We start from the raw sequence: 24,347 nt of genomic DNA, 5'->3' as shown, positions 1-24,347 counted from the left end.
CACAAGCGGCGTGAACGCCACCATGCGTACAATTCAAGCCATGGCTACCCTCGCGCTGGCCGTGACCGACGGGATGCCCCTGTTCGAGCTCAGCATCCCGTGCACGATCTTCGGCCAGGGAAACCCGCAGGCCGTGCAGGCCGGCTACGAGCTGACCATCTGCGCGTCCGAAGGGGCGCGCGTCGGCGGCTGGCTGCGCGCGGAGGCCACCCACGGCCTGGACGCGCTGGCGGATGCCGACACGGTCATCGTCCCGGCCTGCGACTCCGCCATGGACGCACCGCCCGCCGACCTGGTCGACGCGGTGCGCGGGGCGCACCGGCGGGGCGCGCGGGTGGCGTCCATCTGCACCGGGGCCTTCGTGCTGGCCGCGGCGGGCCTGCTCGACGGGCGCCGCGCGACCACGCACTGGATGTACGCGGAACGGCTCGCCCGGCGCTACCCCCGCGTCGAGGTGGACCCCGAGGTGCTCTACATCGACGACGGCGACGTCCTCACCGCGGCGGGGCAGGCGGCCGGGATCGACCTGTGCCTGCACATGGTCCGCAACGACCACGGCGCCGCCGTGGCGAACACGCTGGCGAGGCGGCTCGTGGTTTCCCCGCACCGCTCCGGTGGCCAGGCCCAGTTCATCGCGGCGCCACTGGCCGAGGCCGAGGAGCACGGAGCCGACTACCGGCACGATCTGAGCAGCCTGCTCGACCACACGCTGACCCGGCTCGGCGAGCCGCTGACCGTGTCCGGCCTCGCCCGCGAGGCGAACATGAGCCTGCGCAGCTTCGGGCGGCGGTTCACCGCGGTCACCGGCACGAGCCCGCTGCGCTGGCTGCTGACCCAGCGCATCCGCCGCGCGCAGGAACTGCTCGAAACCGGCGACGAGAGCGTCGAACAGATCGCCGTGCAGGTCGGAATGGGGACGGCGACCACTCTTCGCCGTCATTTCAACCGGGTGGTCGGAATTTCACCGACGGCCTATCGGCGCGCATTCACCGAAGACCGCGCGCGCGAAGACGCCTGAATTCACTTCTCGCTCGCTCTCCCGCGCTGTTCATCTTTTCGTGTTGCCATGAATCCGGCCCCGTCGCGATGATGGGAATCCGGCCGGCACAGCACACAGCTCAATTCGTCCATAGTGGACCGAAGAGATGGAATGGCGAACATGGTTGCCGAGAACAACGAAAAGCGTTCTGCCGATCGAATGGTGATCTTCGACTGCGACGGCGTACTGGTGGACAGCGAGACGCTTTCGGCGCAGGTCATGCTGGAAATGGCGGAACGGCTGGGAGTGTCCTTCGACACCTCCGCCGCGCTCGCCTTCATCCAGGGCCGCAAGGTCGCCGACTGGGTGGCCGAACTCGGCGAGACCGCGGGCCAGGAGATCCCGGGCGACTTCGTCCGCGAGTTCCGTGCCCGCTGCGCGGCCGCCTTCGACCGCGACCTGGCCGGGATCGAAGGCGTGGAGGCCGTCCTCGGCGGGCTCGAAGAGCAGTACTGCTGCGCGTCGAGCGCGCCGCCGGACAAGATCCGGCACACCCTCGGGCACACCGGGCTCCTGCGCTTCTTCTCCGCCGACCGCGTCCACAGCGCCTACGAGGTGGGGATCTGGAAGCCCGACCCCGGCCTGTTCCTGCACGCCGCCGAGACGCACGGCGTGCGCCCCGACCGGTGCGCGGTGGTCGAGGACAGCGCGCCCGGCGTGCTGGCGGGACTGCGCGCGGGCATGACCGTCTTCGGCTACGCCCCGGACGGCACGCCACCGGCCGGTCCGCACGCGGTCCCCGGTGACCAGGTCACCTGGTTCGGCGCCATGCGGGAACTGCCCGCCCTGCTGCGGCGGTGGTCTTCGAACCTGCCATCGCCCGCGGCCACGGTCCCCACCCGGAACGGAGGAATATCCTGATGCCCTTGCTACGCAAGAACACCAACGACGGAGCCGGCACGACCGATCTGACCGTCCTGGAGAAGCTCCAGCAGGTCACCGACTCGGCCGAAATCTGGTGGGACTCCCCGCCTGCCGACTTCCCCGCCTGGCGCGACGGAGTGCTCGACCGTGCGCCCGATCCCACCACCCGCAGGCGGTGGACGGCGCAGTTCGACCGGTTCATGGTGCTGGACGACCCGGCGCACTCGCTGGTGCGCGGCGTGACCACGAACCCGTCGCTCATCGCGAAGAGCGTGCTGAGTTCGCCGGAGACCTGGTCGCGCGAGGTGCGGCGGCAGGCCACCCAGCAGAAGGAGTTCGACCCGGAACCGGTGTTCGGCCTGGTCTACCGGGAGGTGGTGGCCCAGTCCGCGAACGCGATGATGCCGATGTGGCGGTACTCCGGCGGCCGGTACGGCTGGGTGTCCGCCCAGCTCGACCCGAGGACGATGTTCGACGCGCCGACGATGCTGGACCAGGCCGTCGAACTGGCCGGGCTGGACCCGAACGTGATGATCAAGGTCCCCGGCACGCCCGCGGGGTACGAGGTGATCGCGGAACTGGTTTCCCGCGGCATCTCGATCAACAACACGCTCACCTACACCGTGCCGCAGTTCATGGCGTGCGTGCGCGCCGTCGAAACGGGGCTCGCCAACGCGAAGCGGGCCGGTATCGACACCGAACGCTGGCGCGCCGTGATCACGCACATGATCGGGCGGTACGGCTCCAACGGGGATCTGCTCTCCGAGGCCGAGGAGCACGGCGTCGACCTGACCCCGCTCGACGTCCGCTGGGCCGAGGTCGCGGTGCTCAAGCGGATCGACCGGATCCTGCGCGAGGGGCGCCACCCGGTGAAGATGCTGCTGTCCAGCCTGGAGGTCGAACATCCGTCCGTGGACACGGATCTGCTCAGCATGCACCTGGAGCAGACCGCGGGCGCGGAGATCGCCTACACCTGCAAGCCGGACTTCATCGAAGCGACCATGCGCAGGGACGGCGAGCTGACCGGGTTCGACCGCGACGCCATCGACCGCCCGGTGCCCGCACCCGTGCTCGCCAAGCTCGAACGGCTGCCGTACTTCCGCAACGCCGTCGAACCCGACGGCATGCGACCGGACCAGTTCGCGGGCCACGGCGCGTTCGTCAGCACCCACGCCGAGGTCAACCGGAACACCCGCCGCCTGCTCGAGTTCATCAAGCGCCACATCGACGGACTGCCCGCCGGCGTCCGCCGCGCCGGGGGCCTGCTGTCGTCCCGGCGCTGACCCACCGGCGAACCACACCCGACACCGGAAAGGAGAAGGACGTGACCGAGAACGAAAAGCCACTGATCATGGTGGTGGGCTGCGGTGACCTCGCCGCGCGCGTGCTCACGCTGCTGCTGAACACGCCCGACACGAACCGGGTGGTGCTCGCGGGGCGCGATCTGGAGAAGGCCACCAGGACCGCGAACCTGGCGATGCTGACCGCCGCGAACCTCGGCGTGCTCGGCGACGTGCGGGTCGAACGGGTCGACCTCGACGACGTGGCCGCCACCGCGGAGACCATCGCGGCCGTGCGGCCGGACATCGTCTTCATGGCGGCGTCCCTGCAGTCGTGGCGGATCATCACGAAACTGCCGAAGGCGGATTTCGAAGCGCTCGACGAGGCCCAGCTCGGCCCGTGGCTCCCCATGCACCTCGCACCGAACTACCTGCTGGCACAAGCGATCCGGGAGTCCGGCACGGCGCCGAAGGTGGTGAACGCCGCCTACCCGGACGCGGTGGGCCCGGTGCTGGCGAAGGCCGGGATGGCGCCGACGACCGGGATCGGCAACGTCGGCAACATCATCCCCGCGCTGACCTTCGGCCACGCCATCGAGGCAGGCGCGGATCCGTCCGCGGTGGAGGTGAAGCTGGTGACGCAGCACTACTTCAGCCACTACGTCCCCCGCTTCGGTGACGAGGGGAACGGCGCGTACCACCTGTCGGCGACCGTGCACGGCGAGCCGCTCGAAGGCATCTCCCACCGCGCGGTGTTCGCGCACCTGAGCGGGCGGCTGCGCCGCCTCGGCGGCGACGCCGGGCAGCTCCTCACCGCTTCGTCGGCGATGCGCGTGCTGCACGCGATGGCCACCGACAGCGGGGTACTCGCGCACGCCCCCGCCCCGAACGGGCTTCCCGGCGGCTACCCGGTGCGCGTCGGCCGTGACGGCGTCACCCCGGACCTGCCCGGCGACATGCCGATGGACACCGCGATCGCGATCAACGAGGACTGCCAGCGCGCGGACGGCATCGACCACATCGACGAGGACGGCACGGTGACCTTCACCGATCGCGAAATGGCCGTCATGCGCCGGCTGCTCGGTTACGAGTGCCGGACCATGCGGCTGGTGGACACCGGGGTCTGGGCCGACGAACTCGCCGGGCGGTACCGGAAGTTCGCCGAGCAGGCCGCCGCGTGACCGGCCCGCCCGCCGCACACCGACAACGCAAGGGAGTTTGACATGCACACCCAGACCCTCGGCAGCGAGATCGAAATCCCCTACGAGGACTCCTACAACGAAAACCTCACCCCCGGCGAGGACTTCGCGCGCGCGGTCGCCGCGAGGACGGACGAGGACGAGGTCGTCGTCCCGTTCCACGCCTACCTGCCCGCGTCCTTCCCGCTGCTGGAGACCAGGCCGCGGTACATGGTCCGGCACCTGCTCAAGGTGGGCAGGGTGCGCGAAGGGCATGGTGCGTACCTCGAGGAGTTCACCGGCGTCGACCGCGGGCCGAGCGGCACCGCGTACCAGGCGACGCCGGAGTCCACCTTCGGCTCCGGGCTCAGGGAGGCCGGGTTCACCGACGTCGAAATGGCGCTGAACGTGCCGGTCGAGTTCGTGCGGCGGCCGGGACTGCTGGCCAGTTTCATCGACTACCGGATGTTCGTGCGCATGTGGACGCAGGAGAACGAAATCCTGTTGTACGGCAGCAAGGACGGCAAGGTCGAAGGGCTGCTCAACATGAAGGGCCTCCGCCACCAGACCGGGCGGCGGGACGTCTTCCGCGAACTCGCGCTGGCCGCCTGCGAGGTCGAGGAGACGGGCGGCTCGTGCGACGGCGCGGTCATGCACCCCGAGCTGTACTGGCTGGCCGCGGAGAACGGGTTCCTCGACCGGTTCAAGGAGGCCGGGGTCACCGTGTCCCGGACGAGGATGGTCCCGCGGGGGAAGGCGCTGCTCGGCGACTTCCGCGCCGGCGCGACCCTGCTCAACCCGAACGTCTCCTCGCTCACCCTGAGCAGGGACCCCGAATCGGCGGCGCGCCGGATCATCACGGCGCGGACCAGGATGGCGCTCGCGGTGCACGTCCCGCAGCACTTCGTGCTGCTCGAGCAGGACGAGGACTGACCGGTGCGGCCCGTCGTCCTGTACATCACCGGCATGATGCGCTGCGGGAGCACGTTCGTCGGCAACGTCCTCAACGAGCTGCCCGGCGCGGTCCACATCGGCGAGCGGTACTTCCTGTGGAAGAACGCCGTGCTCAGGGACGGCACGAACACCCTCTGCGGCTGCGGGCTCGACCTGCTCGACTGCGACGTGTGGGCCAAGCACCTCGGCGGTGCGAGCGGCCCCGACCGCAAGGGCGCCGAACGCCTGTGGGACCTGCAGCAGCGCTTCCTGCGCACCCGGCACACCGCGCCGCGGCTCGCCGAGTCGCTCGGCCGCCGCCGTCGTCCGTCCGAAGTGGACGAACTGGGTGACGCGATCGCGGAGGTCCACCACGCGGTCGCCGCGGGAAGCGGGGCCGAGGTGATCGTGGACAGTTCCAAGTACGCCGCGGACGCCGCCGTGCTGACCGCGCGGGACGACCTCGACGTACGGGTGCTCCACATCGTCCGCGACCCCAGGGCCACGGTGACCTCGTACCTGGCGCCGAAGAACTACCTGGAGCGGATGAGCGCGCCGCGGACACTGGGCTACTGGGCGGGGTTCAACGTGGCCTCGGAGGCGGTCGGGGCCGCCCTCGACCCGGCGAAGTACCTCCGGATCCGGTACGAGGACTTCACCAGGCGGCCGCGCGCGGTGACCGAGGAGATCGCCCGGTTCGCCGGGTACTCGGACGCGAGCGCGATCTCGTTCGATTCCGACACCTCGGTGGTGCTCGGCGCCAACCACACGGTGACCGGCAACCCCGACCGCCTCCGGCACGGCCGGATCGAGATCCAGCAGCGCGAACGCTGGCGCGACACGATGCCGCTGCCGGGGAAGCTGGCCGCCTTCGCCGGCGTCGCGCCGTTGATGCTCCGGTACGGCTACCGGTAGCCGTAAAATCCATGGTGGACGGTCCGATGCGGACCGTCCACCATGGATCTCGTTCAGCGCATGCCGGATTTGCGCGCGGCGGCGCCGATCGCGGCGAGCATGGTCTCCGCGACCGCCGGGCGGCAGACGAGCAGGTCGGGGATGCTGGGCGAGGCGTTGCCGTAGACGAGTTCCGAGCCGTCCGCCCGCGAGGTGTGCGCACCCGCCGCGGAAGCCACCGCGACCGGCGCCGCGCTGTCCCATTCGTACTGCCCGCCCGCATGGACGTAGGCGTCGGCGGCGCCGGTGAGCACGGCGATCACCTTGACCCCGGCCGATCCCATCGGCACGGTCTCGATGTCGAGCTCCTCCGCCAGCGCGTCCACCAGCGCGGGCCGGTGGCTGCGGCTCACCGCGACGCGGTAGCGCGCGTGCGGCGGATCCGCCGCGAGCCGCACCGGATCGTCGGTGGCGTAGGTGCGGCCGTGCGCCGGCAGCGCCACCGCACCGGCGACCAGCTTCCCCCGCTCCGCCAGCGCGACGTGCACGGCCCAGTCCGCGCGGTCGCGATCGCAGTACTCCTTGGTGCCGTCGAGGGGGTCGATGATCCAGAGCCTGCCGTTCAGCAGCGCGGCGTCCGAGGTCTTGCCGCCTTCCTCGGACCGGACGGCGTCGCGCGGCCGATGCCGCCGCAGCGACTCCGCCAGCAGCGCGTGGGAGCGCCGGTCCCCTTCGTCGCCGAGCTTGCACCCGACCGGCCCGGCCGCTCCCCGGCGCAGGTCGAGCAGCAGTTCTCCGGCCGTGGTGGCGAGCGACCTCGCCAGTTCGTGATCATCCATCGCGAACTCCTTGCCGTAGCGGGGTTTTCCGGTTTTCCGCATTGTCCCGCGATGGCGTCCGCCGTCGCCCGTGCGCACTCGCACAGCACCGGCCAAGCCGTGCGGCTGTTCGCTTGTCCGGCACGACCGCGTTCGATACCGTCACGAACGAGCCACCTTCCAGGAAGGGATCTCACCTGTGTCCAGCGCCGATCGAACCGACCGTGGTGGACGGCCGACGCGGGTGGCGCTCGTCGGCGCCGGTGCGAGCGGCACGCTGGCCGCGGTCCACCTGTTGCGCGCCGCAGCCACCGGCCGCCGCCCGATGCGGCTGACCCTCGTGGACCGAACCGGCGAGTTCGGCCCCGGCCTCGCCTACCGCACCGGCGATCCGCGGCACCTCCTCAACACCCCGGCCGGGAAGATGAGCGCCTTCGACGACGATCCCGGCCACTTCGTCCGGTGGAGCCGGGCGCGCGGCCACGACGCCGATGACGGCGCGTTCCTGCCGCGCGGCGACTACGGCACCTACCTCGCCGAGACGCTGCGGAGCGAAGAGCGGCGCGCCGTCGAGTTCGCCGAAGTCCGCCGGGTGACCGACACGGTGACCGGACTGGCACCCCACGAGGAAGGCGTCACGATCCGGCTCTCGCGCGGCGCACCGCTGCGCGCGGACACCGCGGTACTGGCCACCGGCGCCGGTGGCGGCGACCCGCTGTCCCGGCTGCTGCCCGGCCACACCTCCCGCTACGTGGCCGATCCGTGGACCGGCGACGGGATCGCCGGTGTCGCCGACGGCTCGCCGGTGCTGGTGCTCGGCACCGGACTGTCCATGATGGACATCGCGGCCTCGATCACCGACGCGAACCCGCGCACGGTGGTGCACGCCGTCTCCCGGCACGGACTGGTGCCACGGCCGCACGCACCCGGCGCACCGGCCCCCGCCGGTCTCCCCGAACCGCCGCGCTCGGCGGCCTCCGTCGGCGATCTGCTGCGGTACGCCCGCCGGAGCCTCGCCGACGACCCCGGCCGCTGGCGCGAGTTCGTCGACCGGATGCGGCCGCACACGCCGCGGCTGTGGCGCCAGCTCGCGGTGCCGGAGCGGCGGCGGTTCCTCGACCGGGTCAACCGGTACTGGGACGTGCACCGCCACCGCGCCGCGCCGACGACCCACGACCACGTCCGGGCGCTCATCCGCGCAGGGCGGCTCGTCGTCCGCCCGGCGACCGTGGATCGCTTGCGCCCCAACGAGAACGGCTTCGAAGTCGACCTGACCACGCCGTCGGGGCACCGGTCGCTCCCGGTCGGCTGGGTGGTGAACGCGACCGGCTTCCGCACCGCGGGTGACCGGCCGGATCCGCTGGTGCGCGGGCTGTTCGAGACGGGAGCCGCCCGGCCGGACCCGGTCGGCCTCGGCGTCGCGACCGGCGTCGACGGCCGCGTTCTCGGCCGCGACGGACGGCCACGGCCGGTGTACGTGCTCGGCGCGCTCCGGCGCGGCGAGGTGTTCGAAAGCACCGCGGTACCGGAGATCCGCGCGCAGGCCGCGGCACTCGCCGGCGCCGCACTGGGCGGGTAGGGCCGGGCGCACCGCGCGAACCCGATCATCGGGAACGGCACCCGCGGCAGGGGCCTTCGGTTGGCCGATGCGGTCGCGGGCGTTATCTTCGACGCGGTGTTCAAAGTGGAGTACCGGCGACGAAAGGCGCGCTATGGCACGTCCGGCTGACCAGGACGGCACGACGGAGTCCCAGTTCGTGGTGCCCGAAGTGGACTGGCCGGTCGAGAACGGCGCGGCCGAACCGCCCGCGATGCTCGCCGGCCGCTACGAGGTGGGCAGGCTGATCGGGCGCGGTGGCACCGCGCACGTGCACCGCGCGTTCGACACGCACCTCAACCGCGAGGTCGCGGTGAAGGTCTTCCACCACGACGCGATGGCGGTCGAGCAGCGGCGGCGGCTGCGGGAGATCACCATCCTGAGCAGCCTCGACCACCCCTGCCTGGTGCCGCTCTACGACACCGGCGAGCAGGACGGGCAGACGTTCCTGGTGATGCGGCTCGTCGACGGGGAGAACCTCGCCGATCGCCTGCGAGCCGGGCCGATGTCCCCCGCCGACGTCATCGAGCTGGCGAAGGCGCTCGGCGACGCACTCGCGCACGTGCACGACCGCGGCGTCACGCACCGCGACCTCAAGCCTGCCAACATCCTGCTCGGCCAGGACGGCCCGATGATCGGCGACTTCGGCATCGCGAGGGCACTGGACATGACCAGGGTGACCGCCACCGGCGCGGTCGCGGGCACCGCCGCCTACCTCGCCCCGGAACAGGTGCTCGGCCACCCCGTCGGCGCACCGGCGGACATCTACTCGCTCGGGTTGGTGCTCATCGAGTGCCTCACCGCCGAACGCGAGTACGGCGGCAGCCTCGCCGAATCCGCGGTGGCCAGGCTCAACCGGCCGCCGCGGGTGCCCGTGGACGTGCCTCCCGACCTGGTCGCGCTCCTGCGGTGGATGACCGCGCGGAACCCCGGGGCGCGGCCGACCGCGGCCGAGGTGACCCAGTCGCTCACCGATCCCGGCTCGGTGGTCACACCCCGAATCGACTCGATGACGCCCCGCCACCGCTCCTGGCGGCCCCGCGTCCTGGTGACCGGCGCACTCGTGACGGCCGCGGCCGCCGCGTTCACGGTCATGCTGCCCGGCGCGCTCGGCCCGACCCCGCCGAAGGACCGGCCCGCGCCGCCGGCCGCACCCGTCACGACCTCGCCGCCCCCTCCCGTCGTGGTCACCGCCGCCGCCGACACGCACGGCCGCCCGGCGCCACCGGTCACCGTCACGGCGCCGCCGGTGACCGAGGTGGCGCCGGTGACCGAAGTGGCGCCACCGGTGACCGTGACCGGCAACGCGAAGCCCCCGGCGAAGACACGGGAGAAGAGGGACGGGGACGGGGACGACGACAAGCCGGGAAAGCCGCGCCACGATCCGAAAAAGAAGAAGAAGGACGACTAGCCCTTTTATCCACTGTGGACTGTCCGGCCGGTGCGCCGCGACGGCCTCGCGTGAGCACCGGCCGGACGCGGGGTCCTACCCGCACACCCCGGTCGAGACGTCCGGCTCCTTGACCGGCACCACCCGCGGCGTGACCGGCAGTCCCGCCGCCTTCCACGCCGCGAACCCGCCTTCGACGTCCCCGACCGCGGTGAGCCCGAGCAGGTCCCGGACCTGGCGCGCGGCGAGGCTCGAGGTGTACCCCTCGTTGCAGACCAGGATGATCTCCCGGCCGAGGTCGCCCTCGGCCAGTTCCTTCAGCCGCCAGCGGCTGGTGACGTCGAGACGCCATTCCAGGACGTGCCGGGACACCGCGACGGCGCCGGCGATCTCGCCACCGCGCAACCGGTACTCCAGCGGCCGGAGATCGACCAGGAGCGCGCCGCGGCGGACGGCGTCGGCCGCTTCGTCCGGGCGGTACCGGCGCAGCCCCGTGGTCGCCTCGGCGAGCTTGCGGGAGATCAGGTCCTCGTACGCCGTCATCGCTGCACGGCCCTCGCGGTCGCGGCGAGCGCTTCGAGATCGCCGGTGGGCGGTTCCGGTGAGTCGCACGGGATCTCGCGCAGGTGGTGCATGCCGGAGTTCAGCCAGCAGTAGAAGTTCATCGACCGCAGCGGCCGGGAGTAGGCGTGGACCGTCACCGCCGGCGTGGTGTCGGTGTTGACGAGGTTGTGCAGGTACCTGGTGCCGAAGGCGACAGCGTCGCCCTCAGCGTGCGCGCGGGTGCGCAGGCGCGGCGCGCCCGGCTCGGCGGCGTAGTCCTCCACCAGGGTGCCGCTCGCCACCGCGAACGCGCCGACGCTGCCGCCGTGGTCGTGCAGCAGGGTGTCCTGGCCGAACTCCCAGCAGATCAGCCACACCTCGACCAGATCGTCGCGGTAGAGCCGGGTGAAATAACGCTCGGCGAGGTCGAACCGGACCTGCGGGGCCCAGATCTCCCGGCGTGCCACGACGCCGGAGACCATGCGCCGCAACGCGCCCGGCCGGATCCGCGTGCCGTCGACATCGGCGGCACGAGGGCACAGCTCCGCCGGGAAGACCGGGGTACTGGTTGTCATCACGAGACAGCTCCTCTGCTCGGACCCGCGGCGTGCCGGGACGCGGGCTGCCACCCTCGCCCCCGCCCACCGGCGGGTCATCTCGTCCGGGTGGCTCCGCCTCGCGTCCGCGACGCGCTGCCGAACCATCCGAAGACCGTTCTGGAATTGTCAGCTCACGCTTCGCCCGCACGGCGAAGCTTCTTGATCATAGCCGCGGGCCGGTGCCGCGGTCAGCCGCCGAACGCGGGCCTAGGAAATGTTGTGAAGTGGTTTGCGTGGCGGTGCGGGTAGCCGAACCTGACGCGGCCCCTGACTCCGGGATCGCCGACTCATGCGGCAGTGTCTTCACCACGCTGTCTTCACTACGCAGAACCGGCGGCGGTGCAAGCTGACGGCCCACTGCAAGCGGCTCCGCCGCTTGAACAGAACCTAGTGCGAGCCGTCGAGTTCGAGCGAGTCGCCGGGGTCGGCGAAGATGAACACGCGCACGGCGTGCCCGGTGACCGGGTGCACCTGCGCCAGGTAGGCGTGCACCTTCGCGTCCACGATCTCCTCCACCACGCCGATGAAGTCCTCACGGGTGGCCTCGTGCAGCGCCTCGTGGTGCCGGATCACGGCTTCGCGGTACCCGCGCTCGCCGAGCACGCTGTCGCCGGCGGTGAGGCTGTCGATGGACAGCACCACCAGGCTCACCGGCTCGTCCTGGCTCACCGAAACCTTGACGTTGCTCGGACCACGGCCGTAGAAGGACCGTTCGAGCTGGGTGATCTTCTCCGCGACGGCGTTGCGCTGCGCGCGCGTGATCTGCACGCCAGTCCCCTCTCCTCCACCGGAGTGTGGCTGACCACCCTACGGCCCGCGACCCGGAACCGCCTGGCCGGTCGGCCCGCGATTCGTCGCGCAGGGTTCGAGGGGTGTGACGCGGAGTGCTCCCGATAGGGTCGCTCGTCGTGACCACGCTCGACGAGAACGACCTGGACCCGACCGACGCCCTGTCGTCGGTGCCCGCGGCGGGCGCGCGGCGGGCCGTACCGGCGGCCGGGCGGCTCAAGTTCTGCTACGGGCCGATGGACTGCGGGAAGTCGACGCTCGCACTCCAGATCAACCACAACCACGCCAGGCAGGGCAGGCGCGGGCTGCTGCTGGTCCGCCACGACCGGTCCGGCGCGCCGCAGATCACCAGCAGGATCGGGATCACCAGCACGGCCAACGAGGTCGGCGCCGACACCGATCTGCGCGCGCTGGTCAAGGAGCAGTGGGCGGCGGGGCGGCACGTCGACTACCTGATCGTCGACGAGGCCCAGTTCCTCTCCCCCGCCCAGGTCGAGCAGCTCGCCGAGCTCGCCGACGACGTCCAGGTCGACGTCTACTGCTTCGGGATCGCCACGGACTTCCGCAGCGAGCTGTTCCCCGGCGCGCGGCGGCTCTTCGAACTCGCCGACGAGCTGCAGCCGGTCCAGGTCGAAGTCCTCTGCTGGTGCGGGGCGACCGGCCGGTTCAACGCACGCGTCCGCGACGGCGAAGTGTTACGAGCAGGCGACACGGTAGTGGTAGCCGACACCGAACCGGGTATAGTTGAAAGTTCAGCTTCGCCACTCCGGGAGGCCGAACTGACTACGATGCGTTACCAAGTATTGTGCCGCCGCCACTACCGGACAGGACACCTCGGACCCGCCACGGCCCAACACGGTCAGTTACGGCTGACATGATTGGTAGGACGACTCGCCCGAACGGGTGATCTCCCCAAGAAGACCTCTGTAAACGCGTCACGTCGGGGGCCGAAGCGCCTCCTATCAGAGGAAGCTGTTGCCAACGGGTGACGCAGCTCATCGTGAGCAACGACATGCTGGCCGGGGAATCCTGCCGACCCGCCGATCGTTGCATACAGTGAGCATCACCCAGGCTCTCCCTGGAGCCGACTGAAAGGACCCCATCATGGCCGACCGTGTTCTCCGTGGAAGCCGGCTGGGAGCGGTCAGCTACGAGACCGACCGCAATCACGATCTCGCACCGCGCCGTACGGTCCGGTACGCCTGTCCCAAGAACCACGAGTTCGAGGTGCCGTTCTCCGACGACGCCGAGATCCCGCCGGTGTGGGAGTGCCGTCTGCACGGCAGCGAGTCCGAGATCATCGATGGCGAGCAGCAGGAGCAGAAGAAGGTCAAGCCCCCGAGGACGCACTGGGACATGCTGCTGGAGCGGCGTTCGATCCCGGAGCTCGAGGACTTGCTGAACGAACGTCTCGCCGAGCTCAAGGGCCGTCGAACCTCCCGCTCGGCGTAGTTGATCAGCCCGTTCCCACCACATCGGAAGAACCCCCGTGACCTCCCGCCACGGGGGTTCTTCGCTGTCCGGGGTCAGCCGCGGCCGGTGCTGCGGCTGACCTGTGCCCAGCGCCGCCGCGCGCCCCACAGGCCGACGCGCAGGAACGCCTCCCTGATGATCGAGCCGCTCATCTTCGACTCGCCGATCTCGCGCTCGGTGAAGGTGATCGGCACCTCCACGATTTCGAACCCCGCGTCGGCGGTGCGCAGCGTCAGATCGATCTGGAAGCAGTAACCGTGCGAGGCGATCTCGTCGAGCGCCAGCTCTTCGAGCACTTCGCGCCGGTACGCGCGGAACCCGGCGGTGATGTCCTTCACGCCGACGCCGAGCGCGATACGCGAGTAGAGGTTGGCGCCCCGCGACAGGATCTCGCGGTGCTTCGGCCAGTTCACCACGCTGCCGCCGGTCACGTACCGGGAGCCGATCACCAGATCGGCGTCCCCGAGCGCGTCGAGCAGGCGCGGCAGGTCCTCCGGCGCGTGCGAGCCGTCCGCGTCCATTTCGACGATCGTCGCGTACTCCCTGGCGAGGCCCCACCGGAAGCCCGCGACGTAGGCGGCGCCGAGGCCCGCCTTCTCGGTCCGGTGCAGCACCTGCACGCGGTCGTCGTCCGCGGCGAGCTTGTCCGCGATCTCGCCGGTCCCGTCCGGGCTGCCGTCGTCGACGACCAGCGCGTGCGCTCCCGGCAGCACGGCGTGCAGTCTGCGCAGGATCGGCGGCAGGTTGTCGCGCTCGTTGTAGGTGGGGATCACCACCAGCACCGGCTCGATCCCCCGTGCCCTTCGCGGCGCCTGCGCCATCCGCTGTCCCTCCCCTGCGGAGCGGCTACCCGGCCGCCCCTGTTCGCGTCTCCTCGGCGCGCCGGCTCCTCCGCCGTCGCGTGATTCCGGCCAGCACCCCTGCCACGGCCGCGGCGGCCAGCACGTACTCCGGCCACGCACCGAGCCGGTCCGCCACTGTAACCGTCGTGCGCAGCGGCACGCTCCGCACCAGCGACGCCGGCGTGAACATGCCGGTGGACCCGCTGACCGTGCCGTCGGGCTGGATGATCTCGCTGACCCCGGTGGTCGCCGCGACCACGACCGCCCTGCCGTGCTCGACGGCACGCAGCCGGGACATCGCCAGGTGCTGGTAGGTCATGTCGCTGTGCCCGTACCAGGCGTTGTTCGTCGGCGACGTGAGCAGCTCCGCGCCCGCGTCCACGGCCTCGCGCCCCGTGTAGTCGTACGCGACCTCGTAGCAGATCATCGCGCCGACCTTCGTGCCCGCGACGTCCAGCGCGGCGGGGTCGCCGGTGCCGGGGGTCCGCTCGTCGATCGACCGCGTGAACGGGCTGACCAGCTCGGTGAGGGCGCGCGCGGGCACGTACTCGCCGAACGGCACCAGCTGCTGCTTGGTGTAGCGCCGGCCCTGGCCGGTGCGCGGGTCCCAGACGACGAGCGCGTTCTCGTAGCGGCGGCCGGGCAGCTCGTAGGACGCGCCGATCAGCGCGGGCACGCCGAAGTCTGCGACGAGCCGGTCGAGGCGGGGATCGGGCCCGTCGACCGCGGTCGCGGTCTCCGGCCAGACGACCAGGTCGGGTCTGGGCACCTTGCCCGCCTTGATATCGGCGATCAGGCGCTCGCTTTCCGCGATGTGCGTGCTGCGGAGATCGGCACCGTTGACGAACAGCCCGAGCCCGGTGTCCGGTGCGCTGCCCTGCACCGCCGCGACGGTCCTGGTGCCGTCCTGCGCCTCGGTGCCGATCGTCGGCCACACCGCGAGCCCCGCGACGAGCGGGAGCAGCGTGGCGAGCGCGGGCACCACGACCGGCCGCCACTCGCGCGCGCGCAGCCGAAGGATCACCCGGGCCAGCCCGAACCCGGACAGCGCGACGGCGAACCCGACGAGCGGTGCGCCACCGATCGAGGCGAGGGACAGGTAGGCGCCCTCCGGCTGGCTGAACGCGACGCGGCCCCACGGAAAACCGCCGAACGGGAACCAGGCGCGGGGCGTTTCGGCCGCGATGGCGACGAGCGCGAGCCAGCACGGGGCGCACGGAAGAAGCTGGACGAACGAACCGAGCCCGCCGACGAGCCCGAGGTAGGCAGCCAGCACCAGGGACAGCGCCAGCCAGGGTACCGGGCCGAAGCCGGGGCCGACGAAGTCCTGGATCCAGGTCAGCAACGGCACGAAGAGGCCGGCCCCGAATGCCGTGCCGTAGCCGAACCCACCCCAGAACCGGCGGCCGTGCAGCACCAGCCCGAACCCGGCGAAGGCGAGTGGCGCCAACCACCACAGTGGACGCGGGGCGAAGCTGAGGAACAGGACGAAACCGGACGCCACGGCACCGACGAGGCGGACCAGCCACGGGAGCCAGGCGCGGCGTCCGTCCGAACGCGACTGTCCGGCCGCCGCGGTCTTCCCGGACGGCGCGGGCTCCGGGTCGGCGAGTGTTGCGGGCACCGGCCAACCCTAGGCGGTACGGGTTGAAGCCCGGTTATGGCGCCGTGGCTTCGAAGATCGTCTCTCCGTCGCGCACCGTGCGGAGGCACGTGGGCAGGGGCACGCCCGGTCCCAGCCTCGGCAGCGGCGGCACCCCGGAACGCGGGTCGGTCGACCAGCGCCGCACGCGCGAGTCCGAGGTCGCGACGACGAGTTCGTCGGCGGCCCATACCGCGTAGTGCGCGGGCGCGCCGGGGACGAGGCTGCCGGTGCTGCCGTCGGTGATCCCGGCCGCGCGATGACCGCCCCTGGTGTGCGCGGTGAACGCCGCGCGAGGGGAAAGGGCCGATCCCGGCGTGCGGTGCAGCACGGCGGCGCGGACCGAGGCCCACGGGTCGAGCGCGGTGACCGGGGTGTCCGACCCGAACGCGAGCAGGACGCCTTCGGCCGCGAGCGCGGCGAACGGGTTCAGCCCCGCGGCGCGCTCCACGCCGAGCCTGCTGGCGTACATCCGGTCTTCGCCGCCCCACGCGTCGTCGAACAAGGGCTGCATCGAGGCGGCGATCCCCCAGCGCGCGAGCGCCTGTGCCTGCTCGCGCGTGACCATTTCGACGTGTTCGAGGCGGTGGTGCGCACCCGCCAGCGCGCGCCTGCCGACGGACTCCTCGGCGACCGAAAAGCCCTCGACGACGGTGCCGATCGCGGCGTCACCGATGACGTGGAACCCGGCCTGCAGCCCCGCCTCGGTGCAGGCGACGACGTGCTCGGCGACGGTCCGCGCGTCGACGTAGGCGGCACCGTCGGTGCCGGCGTCGTCGTGGTACGGGCTGGTCAGCGCCGCGGTGCGGGAGCCGAGCGCACCGTCGGCGAACAGGTCGCCTGCCAGCCCGGCGGCGCCGAGCCGCTCGGCCGTGTCGAACGCGCCGAGTTCGCCCCAGTAAGCGACGACTTCGGGGGTGCCCGGCCCGGCCAGCGCGATCAGGTCGGCGAGATCGTCTTCACCGGAGATGTCCGGGCCGGCGCATTCGTGCACGCTCACCACACCGCGGGCGGCAGCGGCGGCGAGGAAGGCCCTCTGCGCATGGCGGCGCTGCTCGCCGGTGATCGCCCCGCGCGCGGCGGCGCGCACCAGGTGGTGTGCCTCGCGGGTGACCGGCCCCTCGGCCGACCAGCCCGCCGCGTCGTGGACGGCGGGAACCAACTCGGCGAGCGCGGTCGAGACGAGTGCGGAATGGACGTCGATCCGGCTGAGGTAGACGGGCACGCCCGCGACGGCGTCGTCGATCTCGGCGCGGCTGGGCAGGCGGGGACTCGTCCAGGCGCTTTCGTCCCAGCCGTGCGCGAGCAGCACCTCCCCCGGCCGCGCGGCGGCGCGGATCGCGGCGAGCAGCTCACCGGCGTCCCGCACCGCGGTCAGGTCCAGGCCGGTGACGTGCAGGCCGGTCGCGGTGGCGTGCACGTGGGCGTCGACGAAGCCGGGGGTGACGAACGCGCCGTCGAGGTCGATCACCTCGGCGCCGGGGTGCAGCGCGCGGGCGGGCTCGTCCTGGCCTGCCCAGATCACCACACCGTCGGTGACGGCCATCGCGGTGGCGTCGGGGGAACTCGGCGTGTGGATCCGCCCGCCGGTCAGCAGCGTCGTCTTCGCTTCGGTCACGGTGGCCAAGTCTGCCTGGTCGCCGAGGTGGTTCGTTCGTCGGGCACGAACCACACCGTGACGATAAGATTTACGGATCACTGACTGTATGACAGGATATTTTAACGCCATCCCGACGACGAGGAGCACAAGTGACTGCGATCCAGGAACCTGTCTCGCCAGCCGCCGACACCTTCGACCAGCCGTACGACTACCGGCGGACGGAACTGGCCGAACCGGACTGGCGCCGCTTCCCCGGCTGGTCCCAGGTCACCGAAGCGGAATGGCGTGACGCTCAGTGGCAGCGCGTGCACTGCGTCCGCAACATCAAGCAGCTCAAGACGCTGATGGGCGACCTGCTCGACGAGCGGTTCTACGACGACCTCGCCGAGGACCAGCGCGCGATGGCGACGATGTCGATGCTCATCCCGCCGCAGATGCTGAACACGATGGCGCCCGACGCCGGCTCGGACCCGGCGAAGGTGACCGAGGCGTTCTACGCCGACCCGATCCGCCGCTACATGCTGCCGGTGCGCAGCGACCGCGACGAGGAATGGCCGAGCCACCCGCATTCGGAGCGGGACTCGCTGCACGAGGCGGAGATGTGGGTCGCCGAAGGGCTCACCCACCGGTACCCGACGAAGGTGCTCGCGGAGCTGCTCTCGACCTGCCCCCAGTACTGCGGCCACTGCACCCGGATGGACCTCGTCGGCAACTCGACGGAGCAGATCGACAAGCACAAGCTGACGCTGAAGCCGGTCGACCGCCAGGACGCGATGATCGACTACCTCAAGCGCACCCCCGGGGTGCGGGACGTCGTGGTGTCCGGCGGTGACGTGGCGAACGTGCCGTGGCACCAGCTCGAATCGTTCCTCATGCGGCTGATGGACATCGACACCGTCCGCGACGTCCGGCTCGCCACGAAGGCGCTCGCCGGGCTGCCGCAGCACTGGCTGCAGCCGAAGGTCGTCGAAGGGCTCGAGCGCGTCGCCGTCACCGCGCAGCGGCGCGGGGTCAACCTCGCGATCCACACCCACGTCAACCACGCGCAGTCGGTGACCCCGCTGGTCGCCGAGGCCGCGCAAACCGCGCTGAACGTCGGCGTGCGGGACGTCCGCAACCAGGGCGTGCTGATGCGGGGCGTCAACGCCACCCCGGCGCAGCTGCTCGACCTGTGCTTCGCGCTCCAGGGCGAGGCGAACATCCTGCCGTACTACTTCTACATGTGCGACATGATCCCGAACGCCGAACACTGGCGCGTTTCCGTGCACGAAGCACAGGAACTCCAGCACGCGATCATGGGGTACCTGCCCGGGTACGCCACGCCGCGGATCGTCTGCGACGTGCCCTACGTCGGGAAGCGCTGGGTGCACCAGCTCGCCGAGTACGACCGCGAAAAGGGCATCTCGTACTGGACGAAGAACTACCGCACCGGTATCGAGCTGGAGGACCCCGAAGCGCTCCAGCGCCGCTACCCCTACTACGACCCGATTTCCACCCTTCCCGAAGCCGGCCGCCGCTGGTGGGCGGACCAGCCCCGGTAGCCGCTTCGCCCGTGCCGCGATCACCGATGTCACCGGCGATCGCGGCACGGACCGCCCCGGAGCCGGGAGTTCAGGCCGCCGGGGTGCCGAACCACCGGCTCGCGGCCCGCTCGAACGCTTCCCGGTCGGGGACGCGATCGCCCGTCCAGACGACGACGCCGTCGGGGCGGACGAGCACCGCACCGAATCCGAGGTCGTTCTTCGCCGCGCCGGCGGCGTACCGGATCCGGCTTTCCCAGCCCATCGCCGAATCCCGCAGGCCACGGTCGGCGCCGAAGTCGAACACGACACCCCGGCCGTCGTCCATCAGGTCGCCGAGGCGGGTGCCGTCGTCGAGCCGGAACTCCGGGGAGACGCGGCCGATCAGCGGCTGCTCGCTGCCGAGGTCGTAGCGGATCGACGCCCCCGAGGTCTTCTCGAACACGTAGGTCGTCCCGTCACGGGTTCCGAGCACGTCGCGGATCACCTCTTGGAGCGCCCGCGCATACGGGTCCGGGCGCATGACCGACACCTGGGCGCGCGACCAGTCGAGCACCCGCGCGCCGATCGGATGGCGCTCGCGGGTGTAGGTGTCGAGCAGCCCGTCGGGCGCGTGCCCGAGCGCGGTCGCCGCGAGCTTCCAGCCCAGGTTCATGGCGTCGCCGAGGCCGGTGTTGAGTCCCTGCCCGCCAAGGGGCGAGTGGATGTGCGCGGCGTCGCCCGCGAGCAGGATCCGCCCCCGCCGGTAGGTCGTCGTCTGCATCGCCCGATCGGTGAAGCTCGAAGCGAGCTGGACGCCGGTCAGCGTCACGTCGGTACCGGACACGCGGCGCAGCACCGCCTGGAGATGGTCGCGGGACGGCGGTTTCGAGCGATCGAACGCGCCGCCGTCGAAGTCCAGCACGCCGAGGTGCCCGTCCGTGGGCATCCGGACGTACATGCCCGTCGGCGTCAGGGTGAACCCGGGACTCAGCTTTTCGAGATCGGCGACGGTCGCGAGCATGACGTACCCGGTGAGCTGCGGCTGGGTGCCGACGAACTCGAAGCCCGCGAGCCCGCGCACCACACTGCGCCCGCCATCGCAGCCGACAGCCCAGCGCGCCGCGTACTCGTGCTCGCCCACGCGCACGGCCACGCTCTCCTCGTCCTGCGCGACGGCGTCCACGGTGATGCCGCGCCTGATCTCCACGCCCAGCTTCACCGCCCGCTCGGCCAGGACCTCCTCGACCGCTTCGAGGCTGGTCAGCATGCCCTCGGAAGCCGGGCTGGGCAGCCGGAACGGCAGCGCGGCGAGGTCGATCCCGGCCGGATCGAGCACCATCCCGCCGAAATGGCCCGCGCTGCGCGGGGGCGCCGATTCGTCCGCAGCGGGATCGTCGGGGACACCCGACGCCGTCCGCAGCGGGTGCAGCATCCCGCGGCGGTAGAACGCCTCGACCGACGCGGCGGACAGGCCCCGCATCCCCAGCGGGTGCGCCCGCCACGAGGAGCCGGGCTCCGGCTCCCGTTCGAGCACCAGGACCGAACACCCCGCCAAGCCGAGTTCGCCTGCCAGGAAAAGGCCGACCGGGCCCGCGCCCACGATCACTACGTCGTACATGGAAATCCCCTTCGCTTCCGGACGCACCCAGCCTGGGACGGACCGCTGGCACGGCGCGCACACGGCGCAAACACGGGCACACACGGGCACACACGGCGCTGACAGGCCCGCACCGCGAAATCCGGCGAAATCCGGCGAGCGCTGACCGCGCTGGTCGCGCTGGTCGCCCGCTGACGGGCGGCGCTTCCGGACGAAGGGGGCATTGTCCCGGTAGATCGTATCGCTTATCGTATACGAAATTGGGTCCCTCTCGACGTTGTGAGGTGAGTCGTGACCGCCGCCGTCCATCCCGCCACCACAACGGTCGCCAAGGACTTCACGGACTTCCGCACCGCGGTGTCCCAGTCCTTCGTCCCGCTGCAGGTGACGACCGAGCACGACGAGCACTTCCGCGGGCGGATCCGCTCGTGCGCCGTGGACGACGTCGGGGTTTCCGAGATCACCGCGTCCGCGCACGTGGTCGAACGGACCCCCGAGCTCATCGCGCGGTCCGATCGCCGGTACTTCAAGCTCAGCCTCATCCTCGCGGGCACCGGCATGCTCATCCAGGACCGCCGCCAGGCCGTCTTGCGCCCCGGCGACGTCGCGCTGTACGACACGCACCGGCCGTACTCGCTGGTGTTCGAAGAGGACTTCCGCACGCTCGTGGTGATGTTCCCGCAGCGGCTCATCGACCTGCCGTCCGATCTGATCGGCCAGCTGACCGCGATCCGGATGTCCGGCAAGGAGGGCGTCGGCAACGTCGTCGTGCCGTTCCTCGCCCAGCTCGGCAGCAACCTCGACCAGCTCGCCGGCCCGGCGGGGGTCCGCCTCGCGCACAGCGCGGTCGACCTGCTGGCCACGATGTTCGCCACCGAGCTCGACCTGGCCCACACCACCGCCGACCCGCACCACGAGCTGATGCGGCGGATCCGCGCGCACATCGACGCGAACCTGTCCTCCCCCGAACTCGGGCCGGCGCAGATCGCCGCGGAGCACTACATCTCCACCCGGCACCTGCACGGGCTGTTCCAGGAGCAGGGCACCACGGTGTCCGGCTGGATCCGCGAGCGGCGGCTGGAGCACTGCCGCCGCGACCTGCTCGACCCGGTGCACACCGGGCGCCCGGTCGCCGCCGTCGCGGCGCGGTGGGGTTTCGTCGACGCGGCGCATTTCAGCCGGGTGTTCAAGGCCGCGTTCGGCCGGTCGCCGAGCGAGGTCCGCCGCGGGTTTTGACCCTGAGCGACGGATGCTTGCCCTCCAGCGCGTGACGGGTGGTCGGCGGCCCGCGTCCGCCACGACGATGAGGCCATGCCCGAAGCACCCGAAGAGCAGTGGCGGACCTATGACGAGTTCGCCGCCGGAATTGCCACCTACCGCCTGCCGAACGCCGACCTCACCGGGCGCGACCTCACCGTCCGCCTCGACGACGGCCCGGAACTGGCGCTGCGGTTCGACGACGCGGAGCACGTGACCCTCAACGGGACGAAGGAGCCCTACGACGCGGTCGCCATCCGGGAAGACGTCTTCTTCGTGAACCTCCCACTCGGCAGCGTCGAAGGGGAAGCGCTCACGGTGGTCTTCTCGGCGACCACGCACCGCGCACTCGCCGTCAAGTCGGTCATCGGCGCCGAGGACGTCGAAGGGGTCCCCCGGGTGTCCCAGACGTTCTGGGCCGGGACCACCGACGCCGGCACGCCGTCGGGTCCGGTACCGGGGCCGTCCCGCGACCTGATCGGCAAGCGCAACGTCTACCGCTACAGCCCGAACCACCTCTACGAGCACGTCTACATCTCCTCCCAGCGCTACGCGTGGCAGTGCATCGAGGGCGTGCAGCGCGGCCACGGCGACATGGACCTTTCGACCGTGTGGAAGTTCGCCGACGGGCTCTACCTGTTCTGCTTCCGCGAGTTCCGCATCGCGGTGGCCAGCGTCTGGCTGCACGACCTCGGCTACGCGCTGCGCACGACCGGGGTGTTCCTCGGCATCACCGGAGACGGCCGCTCCGAGCATTCGCGCGCCGGCGGCCACATCTATCCGCTCGGCTCGGTCGACTACCCCGACGCCCAGCCCGTCTGAAGGAGCCTTTCGTGTCCATTGTGGACGTCATCACCGCGCACTACGAAGCAAGCGACCGGGGCGACCTGGCGGGTATGCTCGCCCCGCTCGGGCCCGGCACGACCTGGACCGAGGCGGCCGGATTCCCTTACGCGGGAACGTATGTCGGGCCGGACGCGGTACGGGAGAACGTGTTCGAAGCGATCGGGCGGGACTGGCACGGGTACGCCTTCGTACTGGCCGAACTGCTGCACTCCGGCGACACCGTGATCGGGCTCGGCAGCTACCAGGGCACCCATCGGCGATCAGGGAAGTCGTTCACCGCAAGGGTCGCGCACGTGTGGAAGTTCGACGGGGACGACCTCGCCAGCTTCGAGCAGATCGTGGACTCCGCGCCGGTGGTCGCCGCCACCGCCTGACGGCGTGCCGCACGGGACAACACCCGTGCCCGCAAAGCCAAGCCGGGCCGCCGTGGCCGCTCGTAGGGTCCTTCCACCTCGACTGCCACAGGACGGGAGACCACCATGAGAACGATGTCGCGAGGACTCGCGCTGGCCGCCGCTGTCCTGCTCGCCGCCGGTGGCTGCGCCGGGAGCGGCGGGGGCACCGGCGGCCCCATCGTGATCGGCTCGGTCAACGCGTTGAGCGGTGCCGCCACGTTTCCGGAGGCGTCACAGGCCGCGAAGGCCGTCTTCGACGCCGCCAACGCGAGCGGCGGCATCAACGGCCGCCAGCTCGAGTACAAGGCGATCGACGACAAGGGCGATCCCGCGGCGGCCGCCGCGGCGGCACGGGAGGTCGTCAGCGGCGACAACGCGGTCGCGCTGGTCGGGTCGTCCAGCCTGATCGAGTGCGAGATCAACGCGAAGTACTACGAGCAGCAGAAGATCCTTTCGGTGCAGGGCATCGGCGTCGACCCGGCCTGCTTCAACAGCCCCAACATCGCGCCGGTCAACGTCGGCCCGTACCACGACATGACGCTGACCCTGCTCTACGGCTCGGAAGTGCTGAAGCTCAACGACATCTGCGCGCTGCTGGAGATCGCGGGCAACACGCTGCCGTCGTACCAGGCCGCGATCGACGAATGGTCCGCGATCACCGGCAAGAAGCTGAAGTACGTCGACGCGACGGTGCCCTACGGCGGATCGGACTACACCTCCTACATCGTCAAGGCGCGCGCGGCGGGCTGCAAGGCGATCACGGTGAACCCCGTCGAGCCGGATTCGATCGGGCAGCTCAAGGCGGCGCAGGCGCAGGGCTGGAACGACGTCTCCTGGCTGCTGCTGACGAGCGTGTACAGCGAGAACTTCGCCAAGGCGATCTCGAACGCGGGCGCCGGGGTGTACGTGCCCGCCGAGTTCTACCCGTTCACCGACGCCGCCAGCCCGCAGACGAAGGACTGGCGCGAGCTGATGACGAAGAACAAGATCCCGCTGACCTCGTTCAGCCAGGGCGGCTATCTCGCGGCGAAGTACTTCCTCGACGTGCTCAAGGGCATGAAGGGCGACATCACCCGCGAGACGGTGACCAAGGCGCTGCGCGAGATGAAGCCCGTCACCGACCCGATGGTCGGCACGCCGTACGCGTTCGGCGATGGCAAGACCCACCACGACAACACCGCGGGGTGGCCGATCAAGCTCGCCTCCGGCACGAACAAGTGGGCGCTCGCCGCCGACGACTGGCTGCGGATCCCGAAGAAGTAAGGAGAA

At 71.1% G+C, this 24,347-nt stretch carries 22 protein-coding genes and 1 pseudogene; 15 read left to right on the top strand and 8 right to left on the bottom strand.

Annotation, left to right across the window (positions count from 1 at the left end):
* Positions 1 to 40: 40 nt before the first annotated feature.
* From ABD256_RS28150 to ABD256_RS28125, 6 genes are all read left to right on the top strand, one after another.
* Complete coding sequence (locus ABD256_RS28150; protein WP_344425375.1) at positions 41 to 1,018, top strand: helix-turn-helix domain-containing protein; 978 nt, start codon at positions 41 to 43, stop codon at positions 1,016 to 1,018.
* A 132-nt stretch (positions 1,019 to 1,150) separates the two neighbouring features.
* Entirely contained in the window at positions 1,151 to 1,900 is a 750-nt protein-coding gene (locus tag ABD256_RS28145; RefSeq protein ID WP_344425372.1) for an HAD family hydrolase, read from the top strand.
* Positions 1,900 to 3,186 carry a transaldolase family protein gene (locus tag ABD256_RS28140; RefSeq protein ID WP_344425369.1) on the top strand — a complete coding sequence of 429 codons (1,287 nt, stop codon included), beginning with the start codon at positions 1,900 to 1,902 and terminating at the stop codon, positions 3,184 to 3,186. Before ABD256_RS28145 ends, ABD256_RS28140 begins: the two co-directional genes overlap by 1 nt.
* 41 nt (positions 3,187 to 3,227) lie before the next feature.
* Complete coding sequence (locus ABD256_RS28135; protein WP_344425366.1) at positions 3,228 to 4,364, top strand: hypothetical protein; 1,137 nt, start codon at positions 3,228 to 3,230, stop codon at positions 4,362 to 4,364.
* 42 nt (positions 4,365 to 4,406) lie between these two features.
* On the top strand, positions 4,407 to 5,294 hold the full coding sequence (locus ABD256_RS28130) for a family 3 encapsulin nanocompartment shell protein (protein ID WP_344425363.1): 888 nt from the start codon (positions 4,407 to 4,409) through the stop codon (positions 5,292 to 5,294).
* Positions 5,295 to 5,297: 3 nt separating this feature from the next.
* Positions 5,298 to 6,209: a sulfotransferase gene (locus tag ABD256_RS28125; RefSeq protein WP_344425360.1), complete on the top strand. Its 912-nt coding sequence runs from the start codon at positions 5,298 to 5,300 to the stop codon at positions 6,207 to 6,209.
* Between the two features lie 53 nt (positions 6,210 to 6,262).
* Here the strand turns inward: ABD256_RS28125 and ABD256_RS28120 are convergent, their stop codons facing one another.
* Entirely contained in the window at positions 6,263 to 7,027 is a 765-nt protein-coding gene (locus tag ABD256_RS28120; protein ID WP_344425357.1) for a 3'(2'),5'-bisphosphate nucleotidase CysQ, read from the bottom strand.
* 178 nt (positions 7,028 to 7,205) lie between these two features.
* Here ABD256_RS28120 and ABD256_RS28115 point away from each other — a divergent pair, with 178 nt between their 5' ends.
* Positions 7,206 to 8,585 carry an FAD/NAD(P)-binding protein gene (locus ABD256_RS28115; RefSeq protein ID WP_344425355.1) on the top strand — a complete coding sequence of 460 codons (1,380 nt, stop codon included), beginning with the start codon at positions 7,206 to 7,208 and terminating at the stop codon, positions 8,583 to 8,585.
* 133 nt (positions 8,586 to 8,718) lie between these two features.
* Positions 8,719 to 10,014, top strand: a complete 1,296-nt coding sequence (locus ABD256_RS28110) for a serine/threonine-protein kinase (RefSeq protein WP_344425352.1) — start codon at positions 8,719 to 8,721, stop codon at positions 10,012 to 10,014.
* Between the two features lie 75 nt (positions 10,015 to 10,089).
* Here ABD256_RS28110 and ABD256_RS28105 read toward each other — a convergent pair whose 3' ends face one another.
* The 3 genes from ABD256_RS28105 to ABD256_RS28095 all read right to left on the bottom strand — a co-directional run bounded on the left by ABD256_RS28105 (position 10,090) and on the right by ABD256_RS28095 (position 11,903).
* On the bottom strand, positions 10,090 to 10,536 hold the full coding sequence (locus ABD256_RS28105; protein WP_344425349.1) for a rhodanese-like domain-containing protein: 447 nt from the start codon (positions 10,534 to 10,536) through the stop codon (positions 10,090 to 10,092).
* Entirely contained in the window at positions 10,533 to 11,111 is a 579-nt protein-coding gene (locus tag ABD256_RS28100) for a cysteine dioxygenase (protein WP_344425346.1), read from the bottom strand. The genes ABD256_RS28105 and ABD256_RS28100 overlap by 4 nt, the downstream gene beginning before the upstream one ends.
* A gap of 411 nt (positions 11,112 to 11,522) precedes the next feature.
* Positions 11,523 to 11,903: a Na-translocating system protein MpsC family protein gene (locus ABD256_RS28095; protein ID WP_344425343.1), complete on the bottom strand. Its 381-nt coding sequence runs from the start codon at positions 11,901 to 11,903 to the stop codon at positions 11,523 to 11,525.
* A 140-nt stretch (positions 11,904 to 12,043) separates the two neighbouring features.
* Between ABD256_RS28095 and ABD256_RS28090 the strand changes: the two genes are divergently transcribed.
* Positions 12,044 to 12,802: a thymidine kinase gene (locus tag ABD256_RS28090; RefSeq protein ID WP_344425341.1), complete on the top strand. Its 759-nt coding sequence runs from the start codon at positions 12,044 to 12,046 to the stop codon at positions 12,800 to 12,802.
* Positions 12,803 to 13,028: 226 nt separating this feature from the next.
* On the top strand, positions 13,029 to 13,376 hold the full coding sequence (locus ABD256_RS28085; protein ID WP_215544633.1) for an RNA polymerase-binding protein RbpA: 348 nt from the start codon (positions 13,029 to 13,031) through the stop codon (positions 13,374 to 13,376).
* Between the two features lie 74 nt (positions 13,377 to 13,450).
* Here the strand turns inward: ABD256_RS28085 and ABD256_RS28080 are convergent, their stop codons facing one another.
* Genes ABD256_RS28080 through ABD256_RS28070 form a run of 3 tightly spaced genes read right to left on the bottom strand, consistent with a single transcriptional unit; the run spans position 13,451 to position 17,499 of the window.
* Entirely contained in the window at positions 13,451 to 14,218 is a 768-nt protein-coding gene (locus tag ABD256_RS28080; protein ID WP_344425334.1) for a polyprenol monophosphomannose synthase, read from the bottom strand.
* Positions 14,219 to 14,243: 25 nt separating this feature from the next.
* On the bottom strand, positions 14,244 to 15,863 hold the full coding sequence (gene lnt, locus ABD256_RS28075; protein WP_425546532.1) for an apolipoprotein N-acyltransferase: 1,620 nt from the start codon (positions 15,861 to 15,863) through the stop codon (positions 14,244 to 14,246).
* Between the two features lie 34 nt (positions 15,864 to 15,897).
* On the bottom strand, positions 15,898 to 17,499 hold the full coding sequence (locus ABD256_RS28070) for an amidohydrolase (protein ID WP_344425332.1): 1,602 nt from the start codon (positions 17,497 to 17,499) through the stop codon (positions 15,898 to 15,900).
* Between the two features lie 131 nt (positions 17,500 to 17,630).
* Here ABD256_RS28070 and ABD256_RS28065 point away from each other — a divergent pair, with 131 nt between their 5' ends.
* The gene (locus tag ABD256_RS28065; protein ID WP_344425328.1) at positions 17,631 to 19,022 is read left to right on the top strand and encodes a KamA family radical SAM protein; all 1,392 of its coding nucleotides are present in this window, start codon (positions 17,631 to 17,633) and stop codon (positions 19,020 to 19,022) included.
* Positions 19,023 to 19,092: 70 nt separating this feature from the next.
* Here the strand turns inward: ABD256_RS28065 and ABD256_RS28060 are convergent, their stop codons facing one another.
* Positions 19,093 to 20,601 (bottom strand): FAD-dependent oxidoreductase, encoded by a 1,509-nt coding sequence (locus ABD256_RS28060; protein ID WP_344425325.1) that lies wholly within the window; start codon positions 20,599 to 20,601, stop codon positions 19,093 to 19,095.
* Between the two features lie 270 nt (positions 20,602 to 20,871).
* Here ABD256_RS28060 and ABD256_RS28055 point away from each other — a divergent pair.
* The 4 genes and pseudogenes from ABD256_RS28055 (at position 20,872) to ABD256_RS28040 (ending at position 24,341) form a co-directional block, all read left to right on the top strand.
* Positions 20,872 to 21,851 (top strand): annotated as a pseudogene (locus ABD256_RS28055) (AraC-like ligand-binding domain-containing protein).
* 40 nt (positions 21,852 to 21,891) lie between these two features.
* The gene (locus ABD256_RS28050; protein WP_344425319.1) at positions 21,892 to 22,659 is read left to right on the top strand and encodes a MoaF C-terminal domain-containing protein; all 768 of its coding nucleotides are present in this window, start codon (positions 21,892 to 21,894) and stop codon (positions 22,657 to 22,659) included.
* A gap of 11 nt (positions 22,660 to 22,670) precedes the next feature.
* Positions 22,671 to 23,057, top strand: a complete 387-nt coding sequence (locus ABD256_RS28045; RefSeq protein WP_344425317.1) for a nuclear transport factor 2 family protein — start codon at positions 22,671 to 22,673, stop codon at positions 23,055 to 23,057.
* 114 nt (positions 23,058 to 23,171) lie between these two features.
* Positions 23,172 to 24,341 carry an ABC transporter substrate-binding protein gene (locus ABD256_RS28040; RefSeq protein WP_344425314.1) on the top strand — a complete coding sequence of 390 codons (1,170 nt, stop codon included), beginning with the start codon at positions 23,172 to 23,174 and terminating at the stop codon, positions 24,339 to 24,341.
* Positions 24,342 to 24,347 lie beyond the last annotated feature (6 nt).

It is taken from the genome of Amycolatopsis minnesotensis (assembly GCF_039529815.1).
Taxonomy (GTDB): domain Bacteria; phylum Actinomycetota; class Actinomycetes; order Mycobacteriales; family Pseudonocardiaceae; genus Amycolatopsis; species Amycolatopsis minnesotensis.
Note: the sequence above shows the minus strand (reverse complement) of the source record. Positions and strands in the feature narration are given on the sequence as shown.